Annotated in this window: 12 protein-coding genes; 4 read left to right on the top strand and 8 right to left on the bottom strand. The window is 73.8% G+C overall.

Translation table 11 applies throughout. The features are described from left to right. From IXW69_RS04745 to IXW69_RS04725, 5 genes are all read right to left on the bottom strand, one after another. Entirely contained in the window at nucleotides 1-987 is a 987-nt protein-coding gene (locus IXW69_RS04745; RefSeq protein WP_194785221.1) for an ABC transporter permease, read from the bottom strand. Continuing rightward, a complete protein-coding gene (locus IXW69_RS04740; protein ID WP_323745178.1) occupies nucleotides 984-2,057 on the bottom strand; it encodes an ABC transporter permease in 1,074 nt (357 codons plus the stop codon). The genes IXW69_RS04745 and IXW69_RS04740 overlap by 4 nt, the downstream gene beginning before the upstream one ends. 242 nt (nucleotides 2,058-2,299) lie before the next feature. Beyond that, nucleotides 2,300-3,496, bottom strand: a complete 1,197-nt coding sequence (locus IXW69_RS04735) for an ABC transporter ATP-binding protein (protein WP_194785220.1) — start codon at nucleotides 3,494-3,496, stop codon at nucleotides 2,300-2,302. Then, nucleotides 3,493-5,349, bottom strand: coding sequence for an ABC transporter permease (locus tag IXW69_RS04730; RefSeq protein WP_194785219.1), 1,857 nt, complete (start codon nucleotides 5,347-5,349; stop codon nucleotides 3,493-3,495). The genes IXW69_RS04735 and IXW69_RS04730 overlap by 4 nt, the downstream gene beginning before the upstream one ends. Then, nucleotides 5,346-6,425: a thiamine ABC transporter substrate-binding protein gene (locus IXW69_RS04725; protein WP_194785218.1), complete on the bottom strand. Its 1,080-nt coding sequence runs from the start codon at nucleotides 6,423-6,425 to the stop codon at nucleotides 5,346-5,348. The genes IXW69_RS04730 and IXW69_RS04725 overlap by 4 nt, the downstream gene beginning before the upstream one ends. 332 nt (nucleotides 6,426-6,757) lie before the next feature. Between IXW69_RS04725 and IXW69_RS04720 the strand changes: the two genes are divergently transcribed. The 4 genes from IXW69_RS04720 (at nucleotide 6,758) to IXW69_RS04705 (ending at nucleotide 11,271) form a co-directional block, all read left to right on the top strand. Further along, on the top strand, nucleotides 6,758-7,048 hold the full coding sequence (locus tag IXW69_RS04720; protein WP_194785217.1) for a DUF4235 domain-containing protein: 291 nt from the start codon (nucleotides 6,758-6,760) through the stop codon (nucleotides 7,046-7,048). A 205-nt stretch (nucleotides 7,049-7,253) separates the two neighbouring features. Beyond that, the gene (locus IXW69_RS04715) at nucleotides 7,254-9,767 is read left to right on the top strand and encodes a (Fe-S)-binding protein (RefSeq protein ID WP_194785216.1); all 2,514 of its coding nucleotides are present in this window, start codon (nucleotides 7,254-7,256) and stop codon (nucleotides 9,765-9,767) included. Between the two features lie 105 nt (nucleotides 9,768-9,872). Beyond that, complete coding sequence (locus tag IXW69_RS04710) at nucleotides 9,873-10,613, top strand: MFS transporter (RefSeq protein ID WP_194785215.1); 741 nt, start codon at nucleotides 9,873-9,875, stop codon at nucleotides 10,611-10,613. Between the two features lie 64 nt (nucleotides 10,614-10,677). Then, nucleotides 10,678-11,271, top strand: a complete 594-nt coding sequence (locus IXW69_RS04705) for an MFS transporter (RefSeq protein ID WP_194785214.1) — start codon at nucleotides 10,678-10,680, stop codon at nucleotides 11,269-11,271. A gap of 161 nt (nucleotides 11,272-11,432) precedes the next feature. Here the strand turns inward: IXW69_RS04705 and IXW69_RS04700 are convergent, their stop codons facing one another. From IXW69_RS04700 to IXW69_RS04690, 3 genes are all read right to left on the bottom strand, one after another. Continuing rightward, complete coding sequence (locus IXW69_RS04700) at nucleotides 11,433-12,269, bottom strand: uracil-DNA glycosylase (protein ID WP_194785213.1); 837 nt, start codon at nucleotides 12,267-12,269, stop codon at nucleotides 11,433-11,435. 140 nt (nucleotides 12,270-12,409) lie between these two features. Beyond that, nucleotides 12,410-13,087: a membrane protein YczE gene (gene yczE / locus IXW69_RS04695; RefSeq protein ID WP_194785212.1), complete on the bottom strand. Its 678-nt coding sequence runs from the start codon at nucleotides 13,085-13,087 to the stop codon at nucleotides 12,410-12,412. A gap of 43 nt (nucleotides 13,088-13,130) precedes the next feature. After that, nucleotides 13,131-18,359 carry a DEAD/DEAH box helicase gene (locus IXW69_RS04690; RefSeq protein WP_323745177.1) on the bottom strand — a complete coding sequence of 1,743 codons (5,229 nt, stop codon included), beginning with the start codon at nucleotides 18,357-18,359 and terminating at the stop codon, nucleotides 13,131-13,133. Nucleotides 18,360-18,476: the final 117 nt, after the last annotated feature.

The raw sequence follows: 18,476 nt of genomic DNA, 5'->3' as shown, positions 1-18,476 counted from the left end.
TCAGACGCGGGGGTCGATGACGGCCGCGAAGGCGTCGACGAGGAGGTTGGCGACGATGACGAAGGCGGCGGCGACGAGGGTGACGCCCATGACGACGGGTACGTCCGTGGTGTTGACGGCGTCCATGAGAAGGGCGCCGAGGCCCTGCATGGAGAAGACGCGCTCGGTGATGACGGCACCGCCGAGCATCCCGCCCAGGTCGAGGGCGAAGTAGGTGATGACCGGCAGGGAGATGTTGCGCATGACGTGCCGGCCGATGACGCGCTTCTCGGGCAGGCCGACGGCGCGGGCGGTTCGGACGTAGTCCTCGCCCATGTTCTCGAGCATCTCGCCGCGCACCATGCGGGCGTAGACGGCCGCGGAGATGAGCGCGAGGACGCACCAGGGAAGGACCAGGTGCCAGGCCCAGTCGACGGGGCTCTGGGTGAGGGGCACGTATCCGGAGACGGGCACCATGTCGAGCGTGAAGCCGAACAGGAGGATGCCGAGCAGTCCCAGGAGGTAGGAGGGCGCGGATACCCCGAAGACCGTCGCTGTCATGATGGCGCGGTCCAGCCTGCTGCCGCGCTTGAGGGCGGAGACGACGCCGGCGGCGACGCCCGTGACGAGCCAGAGGATGGCGGCGCCGATCGCGATGGAGGCGGTGACGGGCAGGCGGCTCGTGATGAGCTCGGTGACCGGCGTCGACAGGCGGAAGGAGTAGCCGAGGCAGGGGGCGGAGCAGACGATGGCACCGGTGCCGGAGCCGTAGGTGCGTCCCGCGACGATGCCGACGAGGTAGTGCCAGAACTGGACGTACCAGGGGTCGGAGTAGCCCATGAACTCGCTGGCGCGCTGGAGGTTCTCCGCCGTGCAGGGCTTGCCGCAGGCGAGGGCCGCCGGGTTGGAGGGCCACAGCGAGAAGATCGCGAAGGTGATGAAGGCGATGACGACCAGGACGAGGAGGGTCTGGCCGAGCCTGGAGAGGAGGAAGCGCGCGCGGTTCATCGGTTCTCACCGGTCCTGGGATCGAGGGCGTCGCGCAGGCCGTCACCGAAGAGGTTGAAGGCGAGGGTGACGAGGAAGAGGGCGAGACCGGGGAAGAGCAGGTACCAGGGGTCGGTGCTCACCCAGGTGACGGCGTTGCCGATGGAGCGGCCCCACGACGGGGTCGGGGCGGTGACGCCGACGCCGAGGAAGGACAGGGCGGCCTCCGCGGTGATCTTCCCGGGGATGGAGATCGTCGTGAACACGATGATGGTGGCGACGAGGTTCGGGAGGATCTGCGTCCACAGGACGTGGGCGCCGCCGGCGCCCATGGCCCGGGAGGCGCCGACGAAGGTCCGGCTGCGCAGGACGCGCGCGGTGGAGGGCCATCCGAGGATCCCGATGATGAGGATCATGACGAGGACGCGCGGTGCGGAGGCGGGGATGATCGCCGAGATCGCGATCATGAAGACGAGGTGCGGGAAGCCGAGGGTGACGTCGGTGAGACGGGAGATGAGGGAGTCCCACCAGCCTCCGAAGTAGCCGGCGGACAGGCCCAGGAGGATGGCGATGACCATCGAGAGGATGGTGGCGCCCATGCCGATCGAGAAGGACGTCCGGGTGCCCTCGACGACGATGGCGAAGAGGTCGCGGCCGGTCTGCGGCTCGACGCCGAACCAGTGGGCGCCGCTGATGCCGCCCACCGGGCCCGAGGGGACGCCGGAGGGGTCGAGCGTGTCGAGGTGGTAGCTGTAGGGGTCGACGCCGAGGCCCTTCGTGATGAAGGGGGCCAGGATCGCGACGAGGGTCGTGATGACGATGATGAAGCCGCCGAGGACGGCCCAGCGGTCGCGGCGCAGTCGGCGCACGACGTTGCGCCAGCCGGTGGGGCGGTCGGCGCCGTGCACGCGGTCCGCGTCGGCTGCGGTCTCGGCCTCGGCGCCGGGAGCGTCGGTGCCGACGGCGGGATCGGAGGCCGCCTCAGCCAGCAGGGTGCCCTCGCCGGGGACGGTGGAGGCGGCGACGGCGCGCTCAGGGGCGTCGGTCGCGTCGGAGAAGGGGTTGGGTCTGTCCGGGGAGGACTGGGCCACGGCGGCACCTCACGGGTCGGGCGAGCGCGGCGCGCTCACAAGGGAATGGGTCGGACGCTGTCATCAACGACAGCAGCAGCAACACATTCGCTTGGCCATACGACCGGGACCTCTTCCCTGGGTGGTGGGCACCGGGCGGTGCACCTCCGATGACGCTAGCAGCAGCTTCGCCAGGCGGACGAGACCGCCCCGTGATCTGAGACGATCTTCTCAGCGCGCGGCGAGCGGGAATAGGCGCCGGCTCAGGGGCGCACGACGGCGGTCCGGGCGAGGTCGAGCTGGAGGCGCAGCCCGTCCCCGACGGCGGGGCCGGATCCCGCGCCGGCGCTGAGCTCGACGACGGCGTTGACGGGCTCCTCGGCGCCCGGGAGATCGAGGGCGACCTCGGCCTGGCGCTCGCCGCGGCGCACGCGCAGGGCGGTGACGCGGCCCGTGGTCGTGAGAGCAGCGGGGTCGACGGCGCGCGAGGCCGAGGGGACGGCGTCGGGCGCTGCTGCGGCAGCGTCCCCAGACGCGAGGACGTTCAGCGCGCCCGGGGCGAGGGCGAGCAGCCGCTCCCCCTCCGTGGAACCTCCTGACTCACCGCCCTCCTTCGTCAGCAGCCCGGACCAGCCGAGCGCTGCGACGTCGTCGGCGGTGAGGACGGGACCGAAGCCGAGGAACTCGGCGACCTCGCGGGTGCCGGGGTCGGCCCAGAGCTCGTCCGGCGTGCCGATCCGCACCAGGCGGCCGGCGCTCATGACGCCGACGCGGTCCGCGACCGTCATCGCCTCGTCCTGGTCGTGGGTGACGTAGAGGGCGGTCGTGCCCTGGGCCGTGAGGATGCGGCGCAGGTCGACGGCGAGCTGCTCGCGCAGGGCGCGGTCGAGGGCGGAGAGGGGCTCGTCGAGGAGGAGCAGCCGGGGGCTCGGGGCGAGTGCCCGGGCCAGGGCGACGCGCTGCGCCTGCCCGCCGGAGAGGGTGGTGACGGCGCGGTGCTCGTAGCCGGGCAGGCCGACGAGCTCGAGCACCTCGGCGACGGTGCGCTCGCGCTCGGCGCGGGGGCGTCCCGGCAGGCCGTAGGCGACGTTGCCGGCGACGTCGCGGAAGGGGAAGAGCTGACCCTCCTGGAACATGAGCCCGAAGCCCCGCTCGTGGACGGGGACGCGGACGACGTCCTCGCCGTCCCAGGTGAGGGTGCCGCCCGCGACGTCCTCGAGGCCGACGACGGCCCGCAGGAGGGAGGACTTGCCCGAGCCCGAGGCGCCGAGCAGCGCGACGACCTCGCCGCGACGCAGCCGCAGGTCGACGTCGTCAACGGCCGCGACGGGGCCGGAGCCGCGGGTGCCGGGGTAGACCACGCTGAGGCCGCGGGCCTCGAGGCCGGAGCCGGCCTGGTCGGCGGCCGCGGACACCGTGGGCGCAGGAGCGGACGAGGACGCGGTGGGTGCGGTGCTCATGAGGCGGCCTTCCTGTCGGGGGCGACGGCACGCGGCCGGCCCGGGTGGGAGCGCCGGGCGGCACGAGGGGACCTGGCACGGTCGTCCTCGGAGCGCAGCCAGGCGGTCTGCGCCCACTCGCAGGCCAGCATGATGGCGGCGGTGCCGAGCGCGAGGACGACGCCGGCGGCCAGGCCCATCCCCTGGTTCTGGGCGCCGGGCGAGCCGATGAGGCGGTAGAGGACCACCGGGAGGGTCGGCTCCTGGGGGCGGGCGAGGAAGCTCGTGGCGCCGAACTCGCCGAGGCTCGTGGCGAGCGCGAAGCCCGCGGCGAGTCCCCCCGCACGCAGGAGGTGGGGCCCGTCGACGGTGGCGAGGACGCGCCCCGGCCCGGCTCCGAGGGCCGCGGCGGCCTCGCGCTGGCGTGGGTCGATGGCGCGCAGCGCGGGAAGGAGGGTACGTGCCACGAGGGGCACGGCGACGACCGCCTGGGCCAGCGGCAGGATCCACCACGAGCGGGTCAGGGACAGGGGCGGGCGCGAGAGGGTGATGAGGAAGCCGAAGCCGACGGTGACCGCGGAGACGCCCAGCGGCAGCATGAAGAGGGAGTCGAGGAGCGCGACGCCGCGGCGGGCCCAGCGGCCGCGCGGGCGGCGCGAGACGATGAGGGAGACGGCCGCGCCGATGGCGAGGGCGATCGCCGCCGCCACGAGCGCCACCTTGAGCGAGTTCCCGGCGGCCTGCCACACCGTGACGATGAGGGCGTTCGAGCCACCCGTCGTGCCGAGGTCGCGGTAGTTCGCGAGGGTCCACTCCCCCGCTCGCCGCAGCGAGCGCAGCACGAGGACGACGATCGGCCCGACCAGCAGCCCGACTACGACGGCGAGGGTGAGCAGGAGCGCCGGGAGGTCGGCGGCGCGCAGCCGGGTGGCGGGCACGTCGAGGCGCAGGCGCAGGCTCGCCTGGCTGGCGGCCCGGGCGCGCTCGGCGACCCACAGGACGGCCGCGATGACGAGGAGCTGGAGGATCGAGAGGACCGCGGCACCGCGCAGGTCGAGGTACTGGGCGGTGAGCACGTAGATCTCGGTCTCGATGGTGCCGATCCCGGTGCCGCCGAGGACGAGGATGACGCCGTAGGCGGTGGCGCAGAAGAGGAAGGTCAGGGAGGCGGCCGAGGCGATGGCGGGCATGAGGCTCGGCAGGGTGACGGTGCGGAAGGCCCGCCACGGCGAGGCTCCCAGGGCTCGGGCGGCCTCGACGGCGCGGGGGTCGAGGCGGGACCACATGGTGCCGACGGTGCGCACGACGAGCCCGTAGTTGAAGAAGACGAGGGCGGCGACGACGGTCGTCGTCGTGCCGTCGAGGTGGAGGGCGCCGAGGGGTCCGCCGGTGGTGACGAGGGCGTGGAAGGCGACGCCGACGACGACGCTGGGCAGGACGAAGGGGACGATGACGACGCCGCGCAGGAGGTCGTGACCGGGGAAGCGTCGGCGGTAGAGGACGAGGGCTCCGGGCACGCCGAGGAGCACGCAGCCGAGGGTGCCGAGGGTCGCCTGGACGAGGGTCTGGCGGATGATCCGCCAGGTGCGGGCGCGGGTGAGGACCTCGCCGAAGCCGGAGAGGTCGAGGGCGCCGTCGGGGGCGAGGCCGCGGCCGACGAGGGTGAGGACGGGCCAGGCGAAGAGCAGGCCGAGGAAGACGAGCGGGACGGCGACGGCGACCGTCCAGCCGATCCACTCGCCCCAGCCGGTCCGCGGCCCGCGCGTCCCCGACGCCCGGCGAGCCCCCCGCGAGATCGGGACCTCCTGGCCAAGAGATCGGGACGTCGTGACCTCGAGGTCGGGACGCCCGCGTCCCGTCCTCCTCGGCGTCACTTGCCGACGGCCTCGGTCCAGGTCTGCAGCCAGGACTCCCGGTTCTTGGTGATGTCGTCCGCCTTGACGACGATCGGGTCGTCGGACGTGGCGCCGAACTTCTTCATGGCGTCGGAGAGGGTCGCGTCCGGGTTGACCGGGTACATGTACATCGAGTCCGGGATGGCGGACTGGACCTTCTTCGTGAGCATCCACTCGACGAAGGCCTTGCCGCCCGCCGGGTTCGAGGCGCCGGCGAGGACGCCCGCGTACTCGACCTGACGGGTCGCGGTGGACAGCACGGACGCCGTCGACGAGCTCTTGCCGTCCGAGGAGACCGTGGAGGCCGGGGAGGAGGAGTACGAGACGACGATCGGGTAGGCGCCCTTGCCCTCGCCCGCGGAGAAGTCCGTCTCGTAGGCGTCGGTCCAGCCGGAGTCGATCTTCGTGCCGTTGGCGACGAGCTTCTTCCAGTAGTCCGCGAAGCCGTCCTCGCCGAAGTGGCCGATCGTGGCCAGGAGGAAGGCGAGACCCGTCGAGGAGGTCGAGGGGTTGATGGCGACGAAGAGGTCCTTGTAGTCGGACTTGATGAGGTCCTCGAAGGAGGTCGGGGCGGCCAGGCCCTTCTTGCTGAACCAGTCGGAGTCGACGTTGACGCAGACCTCGCCGAAGTCGATGGGGGCGAGGGCCTTCTCGCCGTCGACGAGGTACTGGTCGGCGCCCTTGGGCAGGCTGACGGTCTGGGAGGTGTCGATGACGCCCTCGGACAGGACGCGGGAGGCGAAGGAGTTGTCGACGCCGAAGACGACGTCGCCCTGGGGGGCGTCCTTGGTGAGGACGAGCTTGTTGACGAGCTCGCCGCCGTCGCCCATGGTCACGACGGTGAGCGAGCAGCCCGTGTCCGCCTGGAACTGGGACTCGATCTCCTTGGGGAGGTTGAAGGAGTCGTGGGTGACGAGGGTGACGGTGCCGGACGGGCTCGCCGAGGCGCCCGACGATGAGCTCGACGATCCGGAGCCGCAGGCCGCGAGCGCGAGGCCGACGGCGGTGGCGGCGGAGCCGGCGAGCATCGAGCGGCGGGTGATGGTGGTGGACATCCGATCCTCCTAGACGTGGTCAGGAGGGCCCGGGCGCCCGCGGGGCGGCGGACGCGCGGGGAGAAGCTCGACTTCCTTCGCCGGTACGAGCCGGAGCAGGTTCGAGGGTCTGCGGTCTCCCGCACTCTCAGCGCCCGTCCCGCGGGGTCCGGTGGGGCGCTCCCCTGTCGTGGTGAGGCCAGTGTAGCTGGGGCGTCCGGGAGCGGCGCCGTCGCGGTATCCGCGCCGGTGGGGCAGGATGTGCCTGTACGGAACGGCACCGTCGCATCCCGCGGCGCGCACGCCGTCGCCCCCTCGCGGCCCCGCCGCGCACCGAAGGAACGGAGCACACCATGGCAGACCTCGGTTGGAAGGCCACCTCGGCCATCACCACCCTCGTGTCCGGCGTCGTCGCCGAGAAGGCCGTCAAGATCGGCTGGAAGCTCGTCACGGGCCACGAGGCCCCGGAGCAGGAGGAGCAGCTCCTCACGTACCAGCTCGCCGAGGTCATCGCCTTCGCGGTCATCTCCGGCGCCGCCATGACGTTGACCCGCCAGCTCACGCTGCGTCAGGCAGCGAAGTGGTACGGAGGCCGCGAGATCGAGAACCCGCTCGAGGACAAGAAGCTCGAGGTGAAGGGCTGAGCAGCCCCTCGCTCGCGCTCGCGCGCAGCGCCCCCAGGCGATCGCGCAGCGCCCCCGAGGCGCCGACCTCGCCCCGTCGCCCCTGAGACCCACGCCCTTGCTGCGGGTCTCAGGGGCGACGTCACCAGCTGGCGGGGACCACAGGTCAGGTTCGCGGCGCGGCACCCGGGAGAGGGCCGTCGCGGCACACGGCTAGGCTTCCGGCATGACGTCCCTGCAAGTCCTCAAGCTCGTGTGCACCGTCATCGTCGTCGCCGTCACCCTCATCGGCGTCGGTCTCTTCGCGCGAGCCTGTAGCCAGATCGTCGCGAGGATGCGCCTCGGACGAGCCGCGGGCCGCGAGCGCACCCGCCCCGTCGGCCGCCGCCTGTGGCTCCTCGTCTCCGAGGTCCTCGGGCACAGCGCGTTCAGGAACCGGCCGTGGATCCGCGTGGCCCACTGGCTCGTCATGGTGAGCTTCCCGCTCCTCTTCCTCACTCTCGTCACCGGCTACGGGCAGGTCCTCTCCGGCTCCGGCTACCAGCTCCCGTGGCTCGGGCACCAGGCCTGGTGGGCGTGGGTCGTCGAGGGAATCGCCTGGACCTCGACCGCAGGGATCATCGGCCTCATCGCCGTGCGCACCCGCAACCGCCGCGACGGCGCGACCGAGCCGCCCTTCGACGCGACGAGCGAGGGCGGCACGCGCACCCGCTCCTCCCGCTTCGCTGGCTCCACGAACGCCCAGGCCCGCTTCGTCGAGGCCGTCATCCTTGGCGTCGTCCTCTGCGTCCTGGCCCTGCGCATGCTCGAGCACGCCGCCCTCGTCAAGGCCGGCGACCCGCTCGGCACGTGGACGCAGTTCCCGCTCACCGCCTGGACCGGTCCGGCCCTCACGCACCTGTCCGCGGGCGCGATCACCGGCGCCGTCTACGTCATCGCGACGCTCAAGATCGTCATCTCGATGACCTGGATGATGGTGGTCGGCCTGCAGCCCTCGATGGGGGTGGCCTGGCACCGCTTCCTCGCCATCGTCAACGTCTACGCCCGCCGCGACATGGCGGGGACGACGGCGGACCCGGCCACCATCGCGCGGTGCACCGGCGAGGAGCCGGCCGCCGTCGCCGAGCGCCTCAGGGAGAACGTGCCCGCAGCCCGCACCGGGGCGAAGGCCCTCGGCCCGCTCCTGCCGCTCGAGTTCGAGGGTGCCGACGGCGCCCCCGTCGCCCTCACGGCCGCGACCATGGACGACCTCGACGCCGCCATGGAGAAGGCCGACGAGGAGGAGCGCGAGGTGACGCTCGGCATCGGACGCGTCCAGGACTTCTCGTGGAAGGGCCTGCTCGACTTCTCCACCTGCACCGAGTGCGGCCGCTGCCAGGACCTCTGCCCCGCGTGGAACACCGGCAAGCCCTTGTCCCCCAAGCTCTTCGTCGAGGCGGTGCGAGACCACCACGGCGCCGTCGCCCCGTACCTCGCCGCCGCCGGCACCCTCGGGATCGCCCCCGAGGAGGTCACGGACGCCCAGGCCACCGACCACGGCGACCTCCTCGCCGACACCCGCTCCGGGCTCGTCACGGGCACCGCGCACACCGGCGACGTCCTCGGCGCGCTCCTGGCCGCCAAGGCAGCGCCCTCGGAGACCGGCGTCGCCACCCGCCCCGCGCCGCTGGCCGGCGACGTCATCCCCGCGGACGTCCTGTGGTCGTGCACGACCTGCGGCGCCTGCGTCGACCAGTGCCCCGTGGACATCGAGCACGTCGACCACATCGTCGACGTCCGCCGTCAGCAGGTCCTCATGGAGTCCGCGTTCCCCAAGGAGCTCGGGCAGATGTTCCGCAAGATGGAGTCCAAGGGGAACCCGTGGGGCCTCGCGCCGCGCAAGCGCATGGACTGGGCGAAGGGCCTCGACTTCGAGGTGCCCGTCATCGGCGTCGACGTCGAGGACGCCTCAGAGGTCGACTACCTGTTCTGGGTCGGCTGCGCCGGCGCCTACGAGGACCGCGCGAAGAAGACGACGCGCGCCGTCGCCGAGCTCCTGCACGTGGCCGGGGTGTCCTTCGCGGTGCTCGGGGACGCCGAGTCCTGCACGGGCGACCCGGCCCGCCGCGCCGGCAACGAGATCCTCTTTCAGATGCTCGCCGGGCAGAACGTCGAGACCCTCAACGAGGCGAGGGTCCAGCGGATCGTCGTGTCCTGCGCGCACTGCTTCAACACGCTCGCCCGCGAGTACCCGCAGACCGGCGGCCACTACGAGGTCATCCACTACACGCAGCTGCTGAGCCGCCTCGTCCGCGAGGGCAGGCTCAAGCCCGTCGCCGCGGAGCAGCGGCCCGAGCTTCCGCAGGTCACCTACCACGACGCCTGCTACCTGGGCCGCCACAACCAGGTCTACAACGCGCCGCGCGAGCTCATCGAGGCCACCGGCGCCGACGCCGTCGAGATGCCCCGCAACCACGAGCGGGCCTTCTGCTGCGGCGGCGGCGGGGCGCGCGCCTTCATGGAGGAGTCGATCGGGACGCGCATCGCCGTCGAGCGCTCCCGCGAGGCAATCGGGACCGGCGCGCAGGTCATCGCGACCGCCTGCCCCTTCTGCACGACGATGCTCTCCGACGGCGTCGCCTCCGAGGGCGCGGACGTGCGGGTCGCCGACGTCGCGACCCTCATGCTTGAGGCGGTCCGACGCGGGCAGGACGGCCCCGGCCAGGCCGGGGCCGAGGAGCCCGAGCCCGCGCTCACCTGAGCGACGCCCCGGGGTGCGGCGCACCACCCACCGGGACCATTCCATATCACTGATCGGTTGGTTACGGTGGTGCCACCCCTTCCCCGACCTCGACGAGGAGTCCTCGTGGCGGACAGCGGCCTCGGTGTCTACGCGTCCCTGCTGCGGATCCCGCACGCGGCCCGGTCCGCCGTCACCGGCGTCATCGGGCAGTTCCCCTACCCGCTGCTCGGCATGGGCCTGCTCGTCGGGATCCGCGACGGCTACGGCTCCTACACGCTGGCCGGCGTCGTCTCCGCCGTCATGGCCGTCACCTCCGCGCTCACCGGGCCCGTCGTCGGACGACTCATCGACAGCCACGGGCAGCGTCGCGTCGGCCTGCCGCTGTCCGCGTTCTGGATCTTCTCCATCATCTTCATGTCCGCCGCGATGCGGCTGCACTGGGCGCCCTGGATCATGGTCGTCGGCGCCGTCCTGCTGGGCACGAGCGTGCCGTACTCCTCGATGGTCCGCGGCCGGTGGACCTACGTGCTGCGCGATCGACCGGGCTCTCTCAACTCCGCCCTGTCGCTGACGAGCACGCTCGAGGAGATGATGTGGGTCATCGGCAACCCGCTCGGGACCGTCCTCGCCACGAGCGTCGCCATGCTCTCGCCGATGGTCGCTGCCATCGTCACGATCCTCGTCGCCGCCTGGGGATTCCTCCTCGACGGCTCGATCGAGCCGCCCGCCGCCGGGCCCGCCGAGAGCCCCAGGCGGCGCCGTCGCGCTGAGAGACGGGCGCGTCGTCGGGCCGCCTCCCAGGCGGCGGGAGCCGCGGCGGCCGCCCGGCCAGGCCCCGGCCGCCGCCGCCGTCGCGCCGGATGACGTCTCCCTCCCGGGGCTGGCCGCCGAGCCGCGCACGAAGGAGCCCCTCCTCACCCTCGGTTTCGTGTCGCTCCTCGCGATCCAGATCGCCTACGGCGCCTTCGTCGCCTCGACGAACGTCTCCGTCGTCGCCCTGGCCACGGAGCTCGGCCTGCCCGGGAACGCCGGCTTAGTCATCGCCGCGTTCTCCGGCGCCTCCATGCTCGGGGCGATCGGCTACGGCGCACGGACGTGGACGAGCCCGCTGTGGCTGCGCTTCTACGTCGGCATGGTCATCGTGACGGTCGGCTCCTCGATGCTGCTCCTCACGCACCACCTCGTCACCGCCGCCGCGGTCCTCTTCGTCGCGGGGCTCGCGCAGGCACCGACCGTCGTGAACGTCAACCAGCTCCTCATCCGCATGACGCCGGCGTCCCGCTTCACGGAGGCGATGGCGATGCTCGGAGCCATGTTCGTCATCGGCATGGCGCTGTCGAACCTCGTGACCGGGCGGATGGTCGACGTCATGGGCTCCCACGGAGGGTTCCTCACGCTCGCAGGCTTCGCCGCGACGGCGCTCGCCATCGGCCTGATCGCCATGACGCCGATCCGGCGCGCCACCGCCGCACCGCGCCTCCCGGACGTCCACGAGATCCTCGACGGCGGTGCCGAGGCCTGAGGACGAGCTCGCGATGCTGTCCATGCGGGAGCGTCAGGACTCGCGCAGCGGAGTGGCTGCCAGACGATTCCCGCACCATTCCGCCGTCTCAGGCCGGGGCGGCATCCGTTTCGGCTCGTGTGCCACCCTCTGCCGCGTCCTGGTGGACAGCCTCCCGTCCCTCAGCCGAGCCCGGCGAGCTCCTTGGCCCGGGCGAGGACGGAGTCGAGCATCTCGACGGTCATGACGCCGGTCGAGGTGTTGTACTGACTCGTGTGGTAGCTGCCGAGCAGCGTCACCGGGGTGCCGTCCGGGCGCGCGAGCATCGCCTCGGCGCCGTGCCCGAAGCGCGGCGCGGGGCGGGGCACGGTCCAGCCGGAGGCGCGCGCCACCTGGAGGGCCGTGGTCCACGCGATGCCGCCGAGGGCGAGGATGACGCGCAGGTCCGGGAGGAGCTCGAGCTCGCGGGTGATCCACGGGCGGCAGGTCGTCTTCTCCGCCGTGGACGGCTGGTTGCCGGGCGGGGCGCAGCGCACGGCCCCGCCGATGCGGACGTTGATCGGGGCGGTGCCGTCGCCGGCAGCCTCGGAGGTGCCGCGGCTGGCGAGGCCGGCTCGGTGGAGCCCGGCCCACAGCCAGTCGGAGGACCTGTCACCGGTGAAGACGCGCCCGGTGCGGTTGGAGCCGTTGGCGGCGGGCGCGAGTCCCATGAGGTAGATCGGGGCGTCCGCGGGACCGAGGGAGAAGGCGGGACGTCCCCAGTAGGGCTGGTCGGCGAAGGCGGCGCGGCGTCCGGTCGTGGCGACCTCCTCGCGCCAGGAGACGAGACGCGGGCAGGCGCGGCACACGCTGATCCGGGCGTCGAGCTCGGCGAGGTCGCGGGTGCGGGCGAGCCGGGCGACGCCGGCCGGGGTGCGCGCCACCGGGGTACTGGCCGTCGCGGGGTCGCCGGGCCAGCCGGTGCCGGGCGGGACCGGGGACTCGAAGAGCTGTCCGGTGATCGGGTGCGGGTCTGCCATATCGGTCATTCTGGTGCCCCGAGCGGGTCAGAGCCGCCCGCGACCTTGTGCCAGAGAATGTCTGTGCAGGTCAGAGCATTGCCGGCGCGCGACGCAGAAGCTCTGACCCGCTGAGGGCACCATCCTCCGGCGCGTCGGCCTCAGAACGGGTCGTCACCCCGGACGGGCGCAACTGTGGGGGCGGCCTTCGTGGACAGCGGCACGACGCACGGGCCGAGGAAGGCCTGTGTGAGCGGCCCGATGAGGAGCGCGTAGAGCACGGTGCCGATCCCGAGCGTGCCGCCGAGCAGCCACCCGACGACGAGGACGAGCACCTCGACGCTGGTCCGCGCCAGCCGCAGGGAGACGCCGGTGCGGAGGTTGAGCCCCGTCATGAGGCCGTCGCGCGGTCCGGGGCCGAGCTGGCTGCCGATGTAGAGGCCGCCCGCGAGCCCGTTGAGGACGATCCCGGTGGCGAGCAGCCCACCGCGCGCCCCGAGGCCGTGGACGGGCGGCAGGAGGGCGAGGGTCGCGTCGAGCGCGATCCCGATCAGCACGGTGTTGGCGACGGTTCCGAGGCCCGGCCACTGGCGCAGCGGGATCCACAGGAGCAGGACGACGACGCCGGTGAGGATGACGACCGTTCCCATGCTGACGCCGGTGTGGAGCGCGACGCCCTGGTGGAAGACGTCCCACGGTGCGTTGCCAAGGCGCGTGGCGACCATAAGCGCCTCGGAAGCACCGAAGAGCCACAGGCCGGCCACGAGCTGGACGAGGCGGCGCGGAAGCCGGCCGGCGCGGAGCTGGTCGATCGGGTTGAGGTCGGCGAGAGCGGGCACGGCGCCATGATGCGCGCCGGGACCTGGGGCGGGATGACCCGTCTCAGCGGCGGCCGTAGGGGTCGGGCCGGAGCACCATGCCGCGGGGCTCGCGCTCGAGGCCGGCCTGGGCGAGCAGCGCGGAAACCCCGCGGTCGAGGGCGGGCACGCCGCCCAGGTTCTCGACGACGCGCCTGGGCGGGCGCTCCTCGCGTCCCATGAGCTCACGCTCGTGCTGGACGAGTGCCGTGAGCGCGGCCTCGAGGACGGCGCGGTCGGCGGTGTAGGACGTGAGGGCGCGCAGCCTCTCGGTGGCGTGGAGGACCGGTCGGCCCTCGAGCAGGACGACGGAGGCTCCCTGGCGGCGTGCGGGCGCGCCAGTGTCCTCGCGCTCGCGGTCGCTGATCCCCTCGGGCAGGGCGGGCTCAGGCCACGGGACGGCGCGCCCGACCAGGCAGGCGGGGTCCTTGAGGTCGACGACGACGGGGCGCGAACCCGCGGCGAGGGCGACGCCGGCGGAGCGGTTCGGGCGCTCGCGCAGAAGGTCGACGGTCTCCCGCTCGGCCACCTGTGAGGGACCGAGACCGGCGACGAAGCGGCCGCGCAGGAGCAGACCGGTGTCCTCCATGCGTCGAAGCACGGGGACGAGCGGACCGAGGCCGCCGGGGACCCCGGCCGCCAGGGCGACCTCGCGGGAGACGACGGCGTAACGCTCGAGGAGGGACTCGACGAGGGCGAGGGCGTCCTCCTCGGGGGTGACGTCGGAGGGCTCGAGGCGGCGCCAGCCGGGGGCTGAGCCCGTGAGGGGCGCGGTGACCGACGCCGTTGCGACGACGGCAGAGCCCGCCGTGCCTCCCAGCGCCGTCACGTCCCGGCCGCCTCGCGCCGACTCGCTCTGGCCTGCCCGCGCTGCCTCGTCACGGAGCGCCGAGGCGAGGGAGCGGCCCCCGGTGAGCGAGCCGTATCGGCTCCGCCCACGCCGCGAGCGGACGCGGCGCGCGGGCTGGGCGGTGACGCGCGACGTCGGGTGCAGGGCACGGCGGACGGGCTCGAAGGAGGCGGCGGTCGCGCCGCCGTCGAGGGCGAGGTCCCACAGGGCGTTCGGGTCGGTCGTGTCCGCGGGGCCCGCGTCGAGGGGAGCGAAGGGCGAGTCGGAGGGGAGGAAGGCGATCTCGTCGGGGGCGGCGGGCGATCCCGAACCGGTCCCTGCGGCTCCGGCTGAGGCCGCTGGCCTCCCGGCTGGACCCGACGTCGACGCCGCAGCCTCCGGGGCCCCGTCTGTGTCCTCCCGCCGGCTGCGCCCCACCCACAGCACGTCGCCGGAGGCGAGGAGCTCGTCGAGCATGGCGGGCCGGTAGCCGTCGACCCGCGCGGGCAGGACGACCTCCTCCCAGAGCGGGGCGGGGAGCCAGACGCCCTCGAGCTCGGCGAGCACCTCGGCCAGGCCCTCGGCACCCGACCGCGGCTCGTCGAGACCGGCCCGCTCCAGCACGAGGGCCTGCAGGGTCTCGGCCGGGACGGGCTCGATCGCCGAGCGCGCACGGGCGAGGGAGCGGTTGCGGACGCGCCGCAGGACGGCGGGCGCCATCCAGCGCTCGCTCTGCCCGCCGAGGCGCAGGACGTCATCGTCGTCGGCGAGCCTCACGAGGGTCTCGCGGGCGGTGGCCATGCCGAGGCCGAGACGGTCGGCGACGTCGCCAGCGGTGAGACCGGCGTGGGAGCGGACAAGGCGCAGGACGAGGCTGCCGAGCGGGGACCGGGCACCCTCACGGACGCGGAGGACGGTGCCGGCGTCGCGCTCCAGGGCCCAGTCGGGGACGGCGGTGCCGAGACCCTCGTGGAGGTCGGGGGCGTCCTCGACGCGCGCCCACCGCTGCGTGCCGCCGACGTTGACCTGCAGGGCCCGGTGGTGCGCAGCGAGCTCGTCGAGCGCGGCCGCGGCGTCCTCCTCGCCGTCCGCCGCGCACCGCTCGACGACCTCCTCGACGCTGAGCGGGCCGAGCTCGCGCAGCAGGTCGGCCACGCCCTCACCGTCCGCCCGTGCCCGACGCTCCGGCGCGAGGCGCTGCAGCTCGGCCTCCACCTGGGCGAGGACGTCGTCGTCGAGGAGCCCGGCGACGCCGTCGTCTCCCATGAGCTCGGCGAGGACGTCGGGGTCGAGCGAAAGGAGGTGGGCGGTGCGCTCGGCGTGCGGCAGGTCCCCCTGGTAGAGCAGCGACGCGGTGTAGCCGAAGACGAGGGGCCCGGCGAAGGGGGACGGTGACTCGGTGGTGACGTCGACGACGCGCACCTCCCCCGCCGCGATCCGACGCAGCAGCGCGGCGAGGACGGGCAGGTCGTACACGTCCTGGAGGCACTCGCGGGCGGCCTCCACGGAGACCGGGAAGGACTCGAGCTGACGCGATGCCTCGAGGAGCTGGCCGGCCTTGAGCCGCTGGAGCCAGAGCGGCGTGCGGCGGCCGGGCTGTGCGGCGGGCATGAGGAGCGCGCGGGCGGCGCACTCGCGGAAGCGCGCGGCGAAGAGCGCCGTCTCCCCGATCCTCGCGGTCACGAGGCGGGTGACCTCGTCGCCGTCGAGGACGACGAGCTCGAGCCCGGGCGGGGTTTCCTCGGTCATGGGGAGCTGCAGGACGATCCCGTCGTCGGCGACCACCATCTGGGGCTCGATGCCGAGCAGCGTCCGGGCCCGCTCGCGGATGGCCATGGCCCAGGGCTCGTGGACGCGCCGGCCCCAGGGGCTGTGGAGGATGAGTCGCCACGAGCCGTCCTCGTCCTGGGTGCGCTCGAGGACGAGGGTGCGGTCGCTCGGCACGACTCCGGTGGCGGCGCGCTGCTCGCGCAGGAGGGCGGTGAGGTTACGGCGGGCGGCGGCGTCGAGGCCGTCCTCGGTGAGACGGTCGGTCAGCGGTCCAGGGACCTCCTCGCCGCCCGGACTGGGTACAGCCTGCAGCTCCGGCAGGTCCGCGGAGACCTCCCGCAGGAAGGCGCCCTTGGCGGCGCCGGTCGCGGCGGGCCGCCCGGGGCCCTCGCCGTGCCAGAAGGGCAGGCGCGAGGAGCGGCCCGGGGCGGCGTCGACGATGACGCGGTCCCCCGTGATCTCGCGGACCCGCCACGAGGAGGTGCCGAGCGTGATGACGTCGCCGACGGCGGTCTCGTTGACCATCTCCTCGTCGAGCTCGCCGACTCGGCGGCGCCCGGCGTCGGCCTCGCCCTCCGGCAGGACGACGGGGAACATACCGCGGTCGGGGATGGTGCCGGAGGCTCCGACGGCGAGGCGCTGGGCGCCGGGACGTGCGGCAAGCGTGCCCGACCCGCGGTCCCAGGTGAGGCGCGGGGCGAAGTCGGTGAGCTCGGCGGTGGCGTAGGCGCCGTCGAGGAGCTCGAGGACGGACTCGTAGGCGCGGCGCGGCAGGTCGCGGTAGGGGGCGGCGCGACGGACGGTCGCGTACCAGTCCTCGACGCCGAGGTCCCCCATGGACGCTGCGGCGACCGTCTGCTGCGCGAGGACGTCGAGGGCGTTGGTGACGAGGACAGTCTCCTCGATGCGGCCGGCCCGCACGCCCTCGCAGACCACGGCAGCGTCGACGAGCTGGGTGCGCTGGACCGGGTAGAGGGTGCCGGTGGGGCGGCCTCCCACGCGGTGGTCGGCGCGGCCGACGCGCTGGAGGGCGGAGGCGACTGACGGCGGCGGGGCGACCTGGAGGACGAGGTCGACGGAGCCCATGTCGATGCCGAGCTCGAGGGAGGCGGTGGCGACGACGCAGCGCAGCTCCCCGGCCTTGAGGAGCCGCTCGACCTCGAGACGCTGCTCCTTGGAGACGGAGCCGTGGTGGGCGCGGGCGATGACGGGGGCCTCGGGCGGGAGGGCCTGTGCGTGGGCGTTGTCCCCCATCTCCCAGGACTCGCGGTGGAGGGCGGGGTCGACCGCCCAGGGGTCCTCGGCGGAGCCGCCGGCCGACGGCGGAAACGCGGGTCCGCCGGCCAAGGCGGGCAGCGCCGGGCCTTCGGCCGACGGCGGAAACGCGGGGCCAGCGCCGTCAGCCCCAGCCCCGCCGTCGACGTCGAGGGGCCGGGCGGCCTGGGCGAGGCGGATCGCGTAGGCCTCGTTGAGGTGGGCGGTGAGGCGCTCGCACACGCCGCGGGAGTTGACGAAGACGATGGTGGTGCGGTGGGCGAGGACCTCGTCGAGGACGGCCTCCTCGATGTGCGGCCAGATCGACGCGGTCACGTGGGAGGCAGCGGCGGCCCGCCCGGCCACGGCGCCCGCCGCGCGTCCCGCACCTGCAGCACCTCCGCCGCCGGCCATGTGCCGCCTCAGCGCCTTGTCGGAGCGCCACGCGCTCGCGCCGTCGCCGCGCCCTGGGCGTGCGGGCGCGACGTCGCGGGAGCGTCCCTGCCGGACGGGAGCCGCGAGCGCCCGGTCCATGCGGGTGCGGCGGTCCTCGGTGGCGGGGACGTGGGCCATGTCGTCCACGGGGACGGCGACGCGCAGCTCGGGCAGGGTCCGAGCGTCGTCGGCGACGATCGTGACGGGGTGCGTGCCACCGAGGAAGCGGGCGATCTCCTCGCGCGGCGAGACGGTGGCGGACAGGCCGACGCGCTGCGCGGGACTGGCGAGCAGGTCGTCGAGGCGCTCGAGGGAGAGGGCGAGGTGCGTGCCGCGCTTCTCCCCGGCGAAGGAGTGGATCTCGTCGACGATGACGGTCTCGACGGTGCGCAGGCTCTCCCGTGCCTTGCTGGTGAGCATGAGGTAGAGCGACTCGGGTGTCGTGATGAGGACCTCCGGCGGGTGGGCGGCGAGGCGGCGGCGCTCGCGCGCGGGAGTGTCCCCGGAGCGGACGCCGACGCTGACCGGGGCCCAGCGCTCGCCGAGCTCGGCGGCGGCCTCGGCGATTCCGGCGAGCGGACGGCGGAGGTTGCGCTCGACGTCGGCGCCGAGGGCCTTGAGCGGGGAGACGTAGAGGACGCGGACTCCGCGCGCCGGGCCCTTCTTGCGACCAGACCCGGATCCGGAGGCACCAGCGGACGGTGCGGCGTCATCGGCCCCGGCCGCACCGCCGGACGCCGTCCCTCCACGCCCGAGCCGGTCGATCGCGGAGAGGAAGGCCGCGAGGGTCTTGCCAGAGCCCGTCGGCGCGATGACGAGCGCGTTCTCGCCGCGACCAATAACCTCCCAGGCACGGGTCTGGACCGTGGTGGGGCCGGAGAAGGCGCGCGAGAACCAGGCCCTCGTCGCGGGTGCGAAGTCCGCCGGCTGGTCGGCCCCGTCGCGCCGCTCGATCCCCTCAGTCACGGCGCCAGTATGACCGCACGGTCCGACACGAACGCGCCCCGGCCCACGTCCGCGGCGCACTTCCCTCGCCGAGGTCGGTCGGGGGCGCGGCCGGCAGCCGCCCCTCCCGCCCGACCT

Origin of the sequence: Actinomyces haliotis, from assembly GCF_015355765.1 — a bacterium.
GTDB lineage: Bacteria > Actinomycetota > Actinomycetes > Actinomycetales > Actinomycetaceae > Actinomyces > Actinomyces haliotis.
Note: the sequence above shows the minus strand (reverse complement) of the source record. Positions and strands in the feature narration are given on the sequence as shown.